Raw genomic sequence first — 12,770 nt, 5'->3', positions numbered from 1 at the left:
AAAAGGCACTTTCGATATGAAAAAAATATGGAGATAAGACCGCTGCGCTACTTCGTGGCCGTCGCCGAGACCGGCCACATGACGCGCGCCGCCGAGCGCCTGGGCATCCAGCAGCCGCCGCTGAGCCAAGCCATCAAGGCGCTGGAACGCGAACTCGGCGTGCTGCTGTTCAAGCGCCATCCGCGCGGCGTGGCGCTGACCGACGCCGGCCGCCAGTTCCAGGCCGAGGCGCTGCGCATGCTGCAGGACATGGACGCGATGCGGCAACGCATGGCGCGCGTGGCCAGCGGCCAGGCCGGCAGCCTGGCCGTGGGCTTCACCAGTTCGGCCGCGGCGCACCGCTTCGTGCCCGAAGCCTTGCGCGCGTTCCGCCGCGAGTACCCCGACGTCGAGCTGCAGCTCAGCGAGAACAACGCCGCCGAGATCACCGAGGCGCTGGCCGCGGGCCGCGTGCACTGCGGCCTGCTGCGCGTGCCGGTCGACCGGCCCGCCGGCCTGGCGTTCGAGACCCTGCTGCGCGAGCCGGTGCTGGTGGCGATGCCCAGCGACCACCGTTTCGCCACCGCGCGCAGCCAGCGCGCGGCGTCCCGCCCGCTGCCGCTGGCGAAGCTCTGCGAGGAAGACCTGATCCTGGTGCGCCGCCCCGGCGCGCCCGGCCTCTATGCCGAGTTGCTCGCGCTGTGCCATGCCAAGGGCCTGCGCCCGCGCGTGGTGGCCGAGGTCGAACGCATGATGACCAACCTCAACCTCGTGGCCGCGGGCGTCGGGCTGTCGGTGGTGCCGGCCTCGATGACCGGCGTGCACGCGCACGCGATCGCCTATGCGCCGCTGGCCGATGGCGGCGCGCTCGACGCGCCGCTCACGCTGGTGTCGCGCGCCGACGAGGACAACCTGCCCGCGCGCCGCTTCGCCGCGCTGCTGCGCGGCCTCGCGGCCGGCGACGCGAAGGGCCGGCCATGACGCGGGCGCTGCATCGCCGCCTGCTGCTGGGCGCGGGCGCGTCCTTCGTCGGCCTCGCCGCGCTGGGCCTGTCGCGCGCCGGCGCGGCATCGGCCTGGCCCAGCCGGCCGGTGCGGCTGATCGTGGTCTACCCGCCGGGCGGCGTCAGCGACGGCATGGCGCGCGTGCTGGCCGAGCCGCTGGCGCAGTCGCTCGGCGTGCCGGTGCTGATCGAGAACCGGCCCGGCGCCGGCGGCAGCGTGGGCATGGACGCGCTCGCGCGCGCCGTGCCCGACGGCCACACGCTGGCCTTCTCGGCCATCAGCCCGCTCACCCTGCATCCGCTGCTCGCGCGCGTGGCCTACGACCCGCTGCGCGCCTTCGTGCCGGTGGCCAGCCTGATGCGCACGCCCGTGCTGGTGGTCGGCACCCAGGCCTTCACCGGCCGCGGCTTCGGCGACCTGATCGCGCAGGCGCGCGCCCATCCGGGCGCGGTGCGCTGGGCCAGCTCGGGCGTGGCCACCATCGGCCACCTGGTGCTCGCGCAGGTGCGGGTGCAGAGCCGCACCGACATCACCCACATCCCCTACCAGGGCGGCGGGCCGCAGCTCAACGACGCGCTGAGCGGCCAGTTCGAGGTGCTGTCGACCAACGTCGCGGCGCAGCAGCTGCAGTACATCGAGAACGGCCGCTTCCAGGCGCTCGCGGTCGGCGCGCCGCGCCGCATCGAGGCCCTGCCCGATGTGCCGACGCTCGCCGAGCTCGGCTACGAACGCGCCAACCGCGATTCGCTGTTCGGCCTGTTCGCGCCGGCGCACACGCCGCAGCCCGTGGTGCAGCGGCTCAATGCCGAGATCCAGCGCCTGCTGCGCGGCGAGACGCTGCGGCTTCGGCTGCGCGAGGCCTACAACCTGCCGGCCGGCGGCAGCAGCGAGGACTTCGCGCGCGAGATCGCGCAGGACCGGCGGCGCAACCGGGCGCTGGTGGCGGGGGATCGCTCGCAGTTCGATTGAGGCCGCATCGCGCGGCCGGGGCGCAGCTCAGGCTTCGGCGACCCAGAGCCCCGGATAGTCGTGCACGAAGCCATCGGCCGTGACGCCCAGCACCGCCTCGTAGTCGAAGCGCTTCGCCACGTAGCGGTAGGCGTTGTCGCCGCGGCGCTCGTAGCGCTGCATCAGCTCGCCCAGCCCGCCGCCATCGAGGTCGATCCAGGCCGCGGGCGCGTCCGCGCCTTCGCCGTCCGACAGGCTGAGGCGGCGCAGCTGCAGCAGGTTGGTCGCGGGCGTGAAGCCCAGGTCGAGGTCGACGCAGTGCGAGAGATCGGGCACCGGCTCGTCGTTGAGCTTCCAGCGGCCCTGCGCGTCGCGCGTGATCGAGAGGTCGACCGTGCTGTCGCCGAGCCAGCCTCGCACCGTACCCCATTGCGCGTGCCAGTGCAGGTCGCAGCGCACGCGGTAATGCAGCTGCGCCACGCGGCCGTCCTCGGCGCGGAAGGCCGAGGCGCCGTCGAGCTGCCAGGCGCTGGCGTTGCGTTCGAGACGGCAGGCATCGTGGCCCGGAACGTCGAGCCTGCGCCAGAGGATGGAAGCGACGGTTTGCATGGGGCGGATGATGGCTCCGGCCGTGGGCCCGCGCAAGCCTTGGCCTTATGCCGCGATGGGAGGCCGTGCCTACTGCACCGCCGCCAACACCTTGTCGAAGAACTCCGCCGCCGTGCGGCCGAAATCCTCGGGCAGGTAGTCGCGCTCGAAGTCGCGCGCGAACGCGGCCTCGATGTCGTCGTGCGAGCCCCGGTAGTCGGCGATCTCGGCACGCAGCGCGGCCAGTTCGGCCGGGGTGCTCGATTCGCGGTACGAGGCCATGATCTCGGCGCCGGTCTCGCCGAAGAGGATGTCGGCGTCCTGGCCGAAATAGACCTTGGTCAAGTGGTCGATCAGTTCGAATCGCATCGTGGTTTCGTTGTACTGGCTGTCAGAACGGATGGGCGGTGAGGATGTAGAAGGGCTTGCCGTTGTAGGCCTTCATGTTGAGGGTCACGCGCACCTTGGTGAGCTGGCTCACGGCCGTGCTGCCGCGCTGCACGCCGATGCCGACCACGGTGCCGATGTCGTGCTCGAAGGCCACCGGCTTGGAGCCCACCTGCGCCGAGCGCGACCAGGCGCGGATCGCGCGCGCATTGACGCGCACGGTCTGGCTGATGGCCGACTCGGCGGTGGCGAGATCGAAGAAGGACGAGGACTTCTGCAGGCTGGGCTTCTTCGCAAAGCGGTCGAACAGGTCCTGCGCCGACTTGCCGACGTGCTCGCGGATGGTGTGGCCGCCGGCCTTGGAACCGGCCACGCCCTCGTGCTCGATGAGGCGCACCGGCTCGAGCTTGAAGCGGCTCGCGCGCACCGCGATGACGCGCGACGCGGCCAGGCCGCCGGCCACGAACAGCGGCACCGCGACGTCGACCGCGAGCCCCACCTGCGCGCCGGTCTCGGGCGAGGCGCCCATGGCCTGCGCGGCGGCATCGGCCGTCATGGAGGTGGCGGTGCGCTGCGAGCGGCCGGTCCAGACCTGGCGCGCGGCGGTGGCGGTGACGTCGCTGCCGTGGGCGCCGAGCACCACGCAGCCGACCTTGCTCGCCATCGTGGGCTCGGGCGCGACGCACAGCACGCCCGCGCCGACCAGCTCGAGCACGCCGCCGACCAGCGCCGCGGTGCCCCAGAGCCGGTTGCTGAGGCTCGCCGACTCGGGCACGTCCTCGCCACCGAGCACCGCCGCCATCTGCACCGGCGTCAGCGCGACCGAGAGGCCGCCTTCCTCGTCGTCACCCATGGCGCATTCCTTTCCGTTGTCCTCGCGGGGGATTGAAATTCCGATGCATTCTTGCACGGCCCGGGCGAACATCGGCGCAGCGCGAGACAATCGTTACCGTGAGTTCCAAGCCTGCCGCCACGCCCCCGATCCGCCGCATCGCCCACCTCGACATGGACGCCTTCTACGCGTCGGTCGAGCTGCTGCGCTATCCGCAGCTCAAGGGCCTGCCGGTGGTGATCGGCGGCGGCCGGCGCAGCGTGGACGAGGCGATCCGCCACCTGCCGCCCGGCGGCACGCTGGCCGACATTCCGGTCGAGGCCTTCGCGCGGCTCAAGGACTACGTGGGCCGCGGCGTGATCACCACCGCCACCTATCCGGCGCGGCAGTTCGGCGTGGGTTCGGCCATGGGGCTCATGAAGGCCGCCAAGCTGTGTCCGCAAGCGATCCTGCTGCCGGTGGACTTCGAGGAGATCCGCAAGTACTCGCGCGGCTTCAAGTCGATCATCACCGAGATCGCGCCACTGATGGAGGACCGCGGCGTGGACGAGGTCTACATCGACTTCACCGAGGTGCCCGGCGGGCAGCGCGAAGGCGGGCGCACGCTGGCGCGGCTGATCCAGAAATCGATCTTCCAGGCCACCGGCCTGACCTGTTCGATCGGCGTGGCGCCCAACAAGCTGATCGCCAAGATGGCGAGCGAATTCAACAAGCCCAACGGGATCTCGGTGGTCTACCAGGACGACATCGAGACGCGCATCTGGCCGCTGCCCTGCCGCAAGGTCAACGGCATCGGGCCCAAGGCCGACGAGAAGCTCAAGCGCCTGGGCATCGAGACCATCGGCCAGCTCGCAGCCTGCGAGCGCGGCTGGCTGGTCGACCACTTCGGCAAGTCCACCGGCGCCTGGATGCACGAGGTGGCGTGGGGCCGCGACGATCGCCCGGTGGTGACCGAGAGCGAGCCGGTCTCGATGAGCCGCGAGACCACCTTCGAGCGCGACCTGCATGCGGTGCGCGACCGCGCGGAGCTCGGCGAGATCTTCACGCGGCTGTGCGAGAAGCTCGCCGAGGACCTGCAGCGCAAGGGCTATGTGGGCAAGACCATCGGCATCAAGCTGCGCTACGACGACTTCAAGATCGCCACGCGCGACCAGACCATCGACCGTTTCACCGACGACGCGAAGACCATTCGCCGCACCGGCGGCCTGTGCCTGAAGCGCGTGCCGCTCGAACGCCCGCTGCGCCTCTTGGGCGTGCGCGTGGGCGCGCTGGCGCGCGCGGGCAGCCCCGAGGCGCTGGCACCGGCCGGCGGCACGCAGCGTTCGGCCGCCGCGCCCGAGTCGGCCACCGCCTCGCTGTTCTGACGCCATGGCCTTCATCACGCGCTGGCTGCGCCGCTTCTCGCTGCTGCTGCTCGGCCTCGTGGTGCTGATCGCGCTCTACGTGGGAACGGCCTTCGCGCTGGTGTTCTGGCCCAGCCATGCGAAGACCGCCGCGCCGGCCACGCCCTACGTCGAGGCCTGGGTGCTGAGCAACGGCGTGCACACCGACTACGTGTTCCCGGTGCGCTCGGCGCTGATCGATTGGCAGAAGCTGTTCCCGCTCGCGGACTTCCCGGCCGTGCCGCCCGGTGCCGAGTACGTGGCGCTGGGCTGGGGCGACCGCGAGTTCTACCTGCACACGCCGACCTGGGCCGACCTCACGGTCTCGCGCGCGCTGGGCGCGCTGTCGGGCCGCAACCGCGCGCTGCTGCATGTGAGCTATTTGCGGCGCGACCAGTTCGGGCCCGGCGCGTTCCGGCTGCCGCTGTCGATGCCGCAGTACCTGCGCCTGATCGAGCATGTGCGCGGCACCCTGCCCGCGGGCCAGGCGACGGCCATCGCGGGCGCGCACTACAACGCGCAGGATGCCTTCTACGAGGCCAACGGCGCCTATCACCTGTTCGAGACCTGCAACACCTGGACCGGCCGCGGCCTGCGCCGCGCGGGCGTGACGGTCAGCCGCTGGACGCCGTTCGACTTCACGGTGACGTGGCATCTGCAGCGGGTGCCTTGAGCGGCTGGAAATACGGGCAGCCGGACGCAGAGGACGCGAAGGTTTCGCGAAGAGCGCGAAAGGAAGACAAAGGAAGGTGAGCCGCTGCCGTTCGGCGGTTGCGACCGATCGGGGCATCCGGCAAGGGGTGCACCGCCCGCAGACGCAGGGCCCACTTTCAAAGGCTGTTCTTTCGCGCTCTTCGCGGAACCTTCGCGTCCTCTGCGTCCGGAAGTCCGCTCCCGACTTCAGGGCCTGGGCACGCCGCTCGCCCACGCACCCCAGTTCGCCACGATGTGGTCGACCATGCGCGTGCCCACCAGCGCGACGTTCTCCACCGTCTCGGCGAAGCCGCCGGCCGTTTCGCCGGGCGCGGGGTCGAGATGCTGCAAGGTGGTCTCGTTGGGATTGCCCTGGTCGAAGTTGACCGCGCCGCGCAGGCTCATCACGCGGTCGGTGCCGTGGGTGCGCTGGATCACGAGCGTGATCGCGGCGGCCTCCATCTCGGTGATCACGTAGTCGTCGGCACCGTAGAGCTTCGCGATGTACTGCGCCTGGTTCGACATGCCGGGGCCGTGGAAGAAGGTGTCGCCCGTCATGTGGGTGCCGGTGCCGACGAAGGGCGCGCGGCGCGCCGCGGCATCGGGATAGCGCAGCCGGTAGCTGCGCGCCGATTCAGAATCCTTGAGCGGCGTGTCGGCCGTGAGCTTCATGGCCCAGCCGACGAGGTCGGGGTTGAGCTTGAAGCGGCGGTACGACTCGTAGCCCTTGCGCGGCATGAAGGTGGGCTCGCCGGGCTTGTTCTCCTCGGGCGCCCAGCGGTGGCCGAGGTCGTAGTCGACCAGCCAGGTGGCCCAGCTGACCTCGCCGATGGTGCCGCGCGAGGGCGGCGTGCCGGCCACGCCCGAGATCACGTAGTAGGCCTGCGAGAAATCGAACTGCGGGTTCAAGAGGATCGCCTGCATCGAGGCCGAGGAATTGACCTTGCCCATGCCGAGCACCGCGCCGCAGACGCCGTCGGCATTGCAGTAGACGGGCTGCAGCGCGCCGGGCACGGCCATCGGCTTCGCGCCCTTCCAGTAGCGCTCGTACCAGTGCTGGAACTCGCCCGCGCGGTCGCCGCTGTTCTGGCCGATCTCGAACATGGCGGCGACGAACACCTTCACCTTCACGGGCAGTTCGGCGCGGGCCTCGGCGCCGGGCGCGGGCGGCATGGTGGCGGCGCTGGCGGCACCGGCCAGCAGCGCGGCGGTGGCCAGCGCCGAGAGGCGGGCGAAGCACAGGGAGGAGGAAAGCGGCATGGGGGAACTCCGTGGGTTCGAGGATGAGGGCAGGACACGCAAGCGCGGCCATCGCACCGGCGGCGCTCGCGGCGTCCTACAGCCGCGCATTGTCGGCGCTGGCACAACAGGCCTGTCTACATCACGCAACCACCATGCCGGACACAGCATCCTCCGCGAGACGGCCTCCGTCCAAGCCCACGCCGATCGCGAACGGGCTGGTCTACGTGAACCCCGACATGCCGGGCATCCGGCGCCTGCGGCACGGCGCGAAGTTTCGCTACCGCGACGCGCGCGGCCAGTGGGTGCGCGACGCGGACGAGCTCTCGCGCATCCGCATGCTGGCGATACCGCCGGCCTACGACGAGGTGTGGATCTGCCCGCTGCCCAACGGCCACCTGCAGGCCACGGGCCTCGATGCGCGCGGCCGCAAGCAGTACCGCTACCACGCCGACTGGCGCGCGCTGAAGGACGAGACCAAGTTCGACCGGCTCGAGGCCTTCGCGCGCGCGCTGCCGCGCATCCGCGCGCGGGTGCAACGCGACCTGCAAGCCGGCAAGGGCACGGGCGCGCCGGCCCGGGCGCAGGTGCTGGCCGCGCTGGTGCGGCTGCTCGACACCACGCTGATGCGCGTGGGCAACGAGGAGTACGCGAGCAGCAACGGTTCCTACGGCCTCACGACGCTGCGCAACCGGCATGCGGCGGTGAAGGGCGCGGCGCTGCGGCTGCGCTTTCGCGGCAAGAGCGGCGTGATGCACGAGGCCACGCTCGAGGACCCGCGCGTGGCGAAGATCGTGCGCGGCTGCCAGCAACTGCCGGGGCAGGCGCTGTTCCAGTACGTGGGCGAGGACGGCGAGCCGCACAGCGTCTCGTCGACCGACGTCAACGACTACCTCGGCGAGGCGGTCGAGGGCCAGAAGGGCCTGGGCGGCGAGCGCTTCACCGCGAAGGACTTCCGCACCTGGCACGGCACGGTGCAGGCGCTCGAACTGACGCGGCTGGCCTGCGAGCCGGGCCGGGTCGCCTCGGACGGCAGCCGCTACACCGCGAAGGACATCCTCGCGACCGTGGCGCGCCAGCTCGGCAACACGCCCGCGGTCTGCAAGAAGGCCTATGTGCATCCTGCCGTGCTGTCGCTGGGCAGCGCGCTCGCGAGCACCGAGGCCGATGCCGCCTCGGCCCTGCTCGAGCGCATCGCGGGACGCCGCAGCGCGCGGCCCTCGCGCGGGCTGCATGCGGCGGAGCGGCGGCTGCAGGCCTTCCTGCAGGCACACCGGCGCGAGCTCCAGGCCGCGACGCGGCAGCGAAAGAGCGCGAAGCCCGCATCGGGCCCGGCGACATCACCGGGAACATCGAAGCACGCGCCGCTGGCGGTGCGCAAGGCCGCGCCAGCGCGGCCGCGTGTTCAGCCCGCGCCGAGCGAGAAGCGCACGCTGTCGCGCTCGAGCGCGATGCGGTAGCCGAGGTCCTCGGCCAGGCTCTGCAGCGCGACCGCGTCGATGGCCAGCGCGCGCGGCGCGCGGTGCGCATCGAGCACCGGATTGACGGCGCTGGCCTCGCGCGGCAGTGCCGCGAAGCGCAGGCCTTCGGCGCCGTCCGCCTCGATCCGGATCGCGCCGGCTTCGGGCGCGCCGTCGTGCAGGTAGCCGAGCGCGCCGAGGAACAGGTAGCGCAGCGCGGCCGCCGCGGGCCAGCGCTTGTCGTCCTCGCCGGCGGCGAGCGCATCGTCCACATCGAGCGACACGCCATGCAGGTCGAAGGCCGCGCGCATCAGCGCGACGCAGCGCGCCACGAGCGCGGCGCGCGTGATGCCGTCGTCGGTGGTGGCCAGCTCCCAGTCGCGCAGCGAGCGGATGCCTTCGACCAGTTCGGACACCTGGCCGTCGACCAGGCCCATGCGTTCTTCGCTGGCGGCGCGATCGATGGTCTCGGCGGCGAGCTGGCGCTTGAGCATCAGCAGCGCCATGCGGATCACCGACACCGGCGCCGCCATGTCATGGCGCAGCGCGGGCAAGGCGCGGGTCAGGAGTTCGTGACGCACGCCGGCGGCGATCCAGCTGCGCGCTCCGGGAGAGGTCTTCATCGCGCCGCGGCTCCGGCCGCGTGGGCGGCATGTGGATGGCGATGCCCGGAGGTCGGGCCGGCGAGGGAGGCGATGAGGAGGGGGAAGTTCAAGGGAGATGTCCCGGTGCGAGGCAAGCGACAGAGTATCGGCCGCGCCTCGCCGCCCGGGTGTAGGAACCTGCCTACGCAGGTTCGCTCGCTGGCGATCAGGGCTTGCCGAGGTAGGTCCGCACGTCCTTGACCTCGACGCCGGCCGCCGCGACGGCCGAGCGCAGCTGCGCCTCGGTCACGCCCAGGGTCTGGGTCCAGTAGCGCATCTCGTGCGCCTCGTTCACGTTGATGCGCGAGCGGTCGGGTTGCCCGCGTTGGCTCAGGTCGTCTGCCATGGTGCTGTCCTCCAGGATGGTTCAGGGAATGGACAGCAGACTGAGTCCGTTCGATGACCGCGACGGAAAGACCGCAGCGCGTCCCCGTGCAGGACATGTCCGAAGCCGGGCGGGACGCGCGCGTTTTTCGCTCAGTCGAACAGGCGGCCGTTGCCCGGCGAGCGCGCATCGAGCCCGGCCTTGCGCACCAGGTCGCGAAAGCCCGCGGGCGAGCTCGAGACCACGGGCACCTTCAACACCGATTCGAGTTCGCGCACGGCATCGAGCGTGACGAGGCCGCCGCAGGAGATGAGGATGCCGTCGGCGCCGGGCCGCGCTTCGAACACGCGGCGGCCCAGGTCCACGAGCACCTGCGTGCCGACCTGGCCGACCGCTTGCACATCGGAGATCGACAGGCCTTCGATGGCCAGCGCTTCGAAATCGCTCTGTTCGAGGTAGCGCCGCAGCTGCACGTTGACCTCGTCGATGTAGGCGGTGGCCACCGCGACGCGCTTCACGCCGAGGCTGCGCAGTCCCTCGACGATGGCGTTGCTCATGGTGGTGCAGGGCAGGCCGGTGGCGCGCGACATCTCGACTTCGAGTTGCCGGTTGAAGGCGGCGCCGCGGAAGAAGCTCAGCGAGGTGCCCATGAGGGAGATGGCGCTGACGCCCTCCTCCTTGAGTTCCAGCGCCTTGCCGATCACCGAGTCGATGACTTCGGTGTAGCCGCGCGTCGAGATTTCTCCAAGACCCAGGCCGCGTGCGCTGAAGCGGATGCGGGTGCCGTAGAGAAGCGGGCCGTCGATGGGGACTTCGCCTGCTTTCGGGGGGACTATGAGGCCCAGGTGGGTCATTTTTGGTTGCCTTCGGTTTTGGGGTTCGGGGTGCGCAGCGGTGGTGCGGGCGGTTCAACGACCGGCGCGTCCAGGCTCACGCCGATGGGGTGCTCCCCGCAGCGAAATCAAGGAGGAGCCGAAGGCGGGGGACATTCGCGGAGGGGAGTATCCCGTCGGCGTGAGCCCGCCCCGGACAAGAAATCACCCCCCATCCGCCACGATCCGCTGCTCCGTGATGATGCGTTTCCACCGCACCGTCTCCTCGGCCATGTCCTTGCCGAGTTGCGCCGGCGTGGCATAGGCCCGCAGGGTGCCTTGCGCCGCCGCGGCAGTCCCGGCATCGGGCGCATCGAGCACGGTCTTCACGGCGGCGGAGAACCGGTCGACGATCTCGTTGGGCGTTCCAGCAGGTGCGAGCACGAAGATGCGCGGCGCCACATCGAACCCCGGCAACGCATCGGCCAGCGGCGCGATGTTCTCGGCCCCTTCGAGCTTCGCGCTGTTCATCAACGCCACCGCGCGCAGCTTGCCAGCCTTGGACTGCGCCATCGCCGCCGTGGCGCTGACCACGCCGATCGGCACCTGGCCGCCGATCACGTCGGGCACGATCTGCGCGGCGCCGCGGTACGGCACATGCACCACGAAACTGCCGGTGGACTGCTTGAGCATCTCGAAGCCCAGGTGCTGCACCGTGCCCACGCCCGAGGTCGCGAACGAGAAACGGCCCGGGTTCGCCTTGAGCTGGGCGACGAACTCCGCCGGCGTCTTCGCGGGGAAGTCATTGCCCGTGACGATCATCAGCGGCGAGACGAAGGCGCCGGCCACCGGCTTGAAGCTGGTGAGCGGATCGATCGCGATCTTCGGCTGCAGCAGCTTGGCGATCAGCAAGGCGCTGTCGCCCATCATCAGCGTGTAACCATCGGGCGGCGCCTTGGCGACGAAGTCGGCCGCGATGAGACCGGTGGCGCCGGTGCGGTTCTCCACCAGCACCTGCTGGCCCAGCACCGCGGGCAGGCGCGCGCTCAGCAGGCGCGCCACGGCATCGACGCCGCCGCCGGCCGAATAGCCGACGATGAGGCGGATCGGCTTGTCGGGGTACTTCTGGGCCCAGGCCATGGGCGTCGCGAGCAGGCCCGCGAGGCCGAAGACCGTTGCGGCGCGCAGTGCAAGACGACGCGAGCGAAAGATCGTGGGTGTTGTCGTCTTCATCGTTCAGGCCTTGCCCTTGCCGCGCGAGGTCGGCAGCTTCGCGAGCTCGCGCACGCGCTCGGCGTTGGGCGCGAAGCCCAGGCCCGGCGTCTCGGGCAGCGTGAGCCAGCCCTGATCGGGCACGGGCAGGCCGTCGAAGATCTGCTGCAGCATCTTCACCGCCACGTAGTGGTACTCGACCAGCCCGCCGTTCGACACCCCCGCATGCAGGTGCATGTTGTGGAAGGGCCAGGCGCCGCCGTTGTCGATCGGCACGTTGAAGGCCTGCGCCATGCCCGCGATCTTCAGGCACTGCGAGTAGCCGCCCGAGATCGTCACGTTGGGCTGCAGCACATCGGCCGCCTGGTTCACCAGCAGGTCGCGGAAACGGAAGGCCAGGCCCTCGTTCTGGCCGCAGGCCAGCGGGATGCTCGTGCGCGCGCGCAGCTGGGCCATCTGGCGCACGTCGTTCTGCGTCAGCGGCTCCTCGAAGAAGCTGATGCCGTAGGGCTCGATGCGGCGCGCGAGCTCGCTCGCATGGAACAGGTCGAGGCCGCAGTTGGCGTCCACATAGAGCTTCACCTCGGGGCCGACCGCCTCGCGCACCGCGGCGACGCGGCGCACGTCCTCGGCGATCACCTCGTCGATCGGCCGCGGCTCGTCGCGGCGCGCGAGCGCATGGCCGCCGACGGTCATCTTCAGCCGGCGAAAGCCCTGCTCCACCCACAGCTTGGCGGCGGCCGCGAGCTGGTCGCGCTCGAAGAAACCGAAGCCGAAGGTCGCATACACCGGCACCCTGGCGCGCGCGCCGCCGAGCAGGCGCCACAGCGGCTGGCCCAGCGCCCTCGCCTTCAGGTCCCACAGCGCGATGTCGAGCGCGGCGATGGCATGGCTCGCGTAGCCGGTCTGGCCGCGCGGCGACAGCAGCCAGTAGAGCTTGTCCCACAGGCGCTCGGTGGCCATCGGGTCCTCGCCGATCAGCGCCGGGCCCGCCACCTCGCGCACCGCGGCGGCGACGATCTCCTCCTCGGTGATGGCGGTCATGCCGTGGCCGACGAGGCCCGTGTCGGTCTCGATCTCGGTCAGGCACAGCGACAGCGAGGTCTTCTTGTCGAGCCCCAGCACGTCGATGGCGACGGGAATGTTCAGCGGCGTGGCGCTGACGCGAACGATCTTCAAAATTGTCTCCTTCGTTGTGCGCGCATCTTTGCGCGCGCCCCGGTGGAGAACAATTCGTTTTTGGCGGGAGCGAGGCTTCGCGCGGC

General features: G+C 70.9%; 14 protein-coding genes. 5 read left to right on the top strand and 9 right to left on the bottom strand.

What is annotated here, in order from left to right:
- The first annotated feature begins 27 nt into the window (after positions 1-27).
- Together ACEN9J_RS28780 and ACEN9J_RS28775 are read left to right on the top strand one after the other, a co-directional pair.
- Positions 28-960, top strand: coding sequence for a LysR substrate-binding domain-containing protein (locus ACEN9J_RS28780; protein WP_413762697.1), 933 nt, complete (start codon positions 28-30; stop codon positions 958-960).
- Complete coding sequence (locus tag ACEN9J_RS28775; protein WP_057595295.1) at positions 957-1,952, top strand: Bug family tripartite tricarboxylate transporter substrate binding protein; 996 nt, start codon at positions 957-959, stop codon at positions 1,950-1,952. Before ACEN9J_RS28780 ends, ACEN9J_RS28775 begins: the two co-directional genes overlap by 4 nt.
- A gap of 27 nt (positions 1,953-1,979) precedes the next feature.
- Here the strand turns inward: ACEN9J_RS28775 and ACEN9J_RS28770 are convergent, their stop codons facing one another.
- The 3 genes from ACEN9J_RS28770 to ACEN9J_RS28760 form a co-directional block, all read right to left on the bottom strand.
- Positions 1,980-2,540, bottom strand: a complete 561-nt coding sequence (locus tag ACEN9J_RS28770; RefSeq protein WP_057595296.1) for a putative glycolipid-binding domain-containing protein — start codon at positions 2,538-2,540, stop codon at positions 1,980-1,982.
- Positions 2,541-2,609: 69 nt separating this feature from the next.
- Positions 2,610-2,888 carry a contact-dependent growth inhibition system immunity protein gene (locus tag ACEN9J_RS28765; RefSeq protein WP_057595297.1) on the bottom strand — a complete coding sequence of 93 codons (279 nt, stop codon included), beginning with the start codon at positions 2,886-2,888 and terminating at the stop codon, positions 2,610-2,612.
- 22 nt (positions 2,889-2,910) lie between these two features.
- Positions 2,911-3,759, bottom strand: a complete 849-nt coding sequence (locus ACEN9J_RS28760) for an RNase A-like domain-containing protein (RefSeq protein ID WP_057598104.1) — start codon at positions 3,757-3,759, stop codon at positions 2,911-2,913.
- A gap of 152 nt (positions 3,760-3,911) precedes the next feature.
- Here ACEN9J_RS28760 and ACEN9J_RS28755 point away from each other — a divergent pair, with 152 nt between their 5' ends.
- Both ACEN9J_RS28755 and ACEN9J_RS28750 read left to right on the top strand, forming a co-directional pair.
- Positions 3,912-5,102 carry a Y-family DNA polymerase gene (locus ACEN9J_RS28755; protein ID WP_413764629.1) on the top strand — a complete coding sequence of 397 codons (1,191 nt, stop codon included), beginning with the start codon at positions 3,912-3,914 and terminating at the stop codon, positions 5,100-5,102.
- A gap of 4 nt (positions 5,103-5,106) precedes the next feature.
- On the top strand, positions 5,107-5,793 hold the full coding sequence (locus tag ACEN9J_RS28750) for a TIGR02117 family protein (protein ID WP_413762696.1): 687 nt from the start codon (positions 5,107-5,109) through the stop codon (positions 5,791-5,793).
- A 227-nt stretch (positions 5,794-6,020) separates the two neighbouring features.
- Here the strand turns inward: ACEN9J_RS28750 and ACEN9J_RS28745 are convergent, their stop codons facing one another.
- The gene (locus ACEN9J_RS28745) at positions 6,021-7,073 is read right to left on the bottom strand and encodes a purine-nucleoside phosphorylase (RefSeq protein ID WP_413762695.1); all 1,053 of its coding nucleotides are present in this window, start codon (positions 7,071-7,073) and stop codon (positions 6,021-6,023) included.
- 134 nt (positions 7,074-7,207) lie between these two features.
- Between ACEN9J_RS28745 and ACEN9J_RS28740 the strand changes: the two genes are divergently transcribed.
- On the top strand, positions 7,208-8,512 hold the full coding sequence (locus ACEN9J_RS28740) for a DNA topoisomerase IB (RefSeq protein ID WP_413762694.1): 1,305 nt from the start codon (positions 7,208-7,210) through the stop codon (positions 8,510-8,512).
- Here ACEN9J_RS28740 and ACEN9J_RS28735 read toward each other — a convergent pair.
- The 5 genes from ACEN9J_RS28735 to ACEN9J_RS28715 form a co-directional block, all read right to left on the bottom strand.
- Positions 8,458-9,135, bottom strand: coding sequence for a hypothetical protein (locus ACEN9J_RS28735; RefSeq protein WP_057592922.1), 678 nt, complete (start codon positions 9,133-9,135; stop codon positions 8,458-8,460). The genes ACEN9J_RS28740 and ACEN9J_RS28735 overlap by 55 nt on opposite strands.
- Positions 9,136-9,322: 187 nt before the next feature.
- Positions 9,323-9,502 (bottom strand): DUF3606 domain-containing protein, encoded by a 180-nt coding sequence (locus ACEN9J_RS28730; protein WP_203204764.1) that lies wholly within the window; start codon positions 9,500-9,502, stop codon positions 9,323-9,325.
- Positions 9,503-9,633: 131 nt separating this feature from the next.
- Positions 9,634-10,335 carry an arylmalonate decarboxylase gene (locus tag ACEN9J_RS28725; RefSeq protein ID WP_413762693.1) on the bottom strand — a complete coding sequence of 234 codons (702 nt, stop codon included), beginning with the start codon at positions 10,333-10,335 and terminating at the stop codon, positions 9,634-9,636.
- A 183-nt stretch (positions 10,336-10,518) separates the two neighbouring features.
- Positions 10,519-11,526, bottom strand: a complete 1,008-nt coding sequence (locus ACEN9J_RS28720; protein ID WP_057592919.1) for a Bug family tripartite tricarboxylate transporter substrate binding protein — start codon at positions 11,524-11,526, stop codon at positions 10,519-10,521.
- Positions 11,527-11,529: 3 nt separating this feature from the next.
- A complete protein-coding gene (locus ACEN9J_RS28715; protein WP_261215690.1) occupies positions 11,530-12,684 on the bottom strand; it encodes a mandelate racemase/muconate lactonizing enzyme family protein in 1,155 nt (384 codons plus the stop codon).
- Positions 12,685-12,770: the final 86 nt, after the last annotated feature.

The sequence above is a fragment of the Variovorax sp. Varisp41 genome (assembly GCF_047325085.1).
GTDB lineage: Bacteria > Pseudomonadota > Gammaproteobacteria > Burkholderiales > Burkholderiaceae_C > Variovorax.
This window is presented reverse-complemented; position numbering and strand designations above follow the sequence as displayed.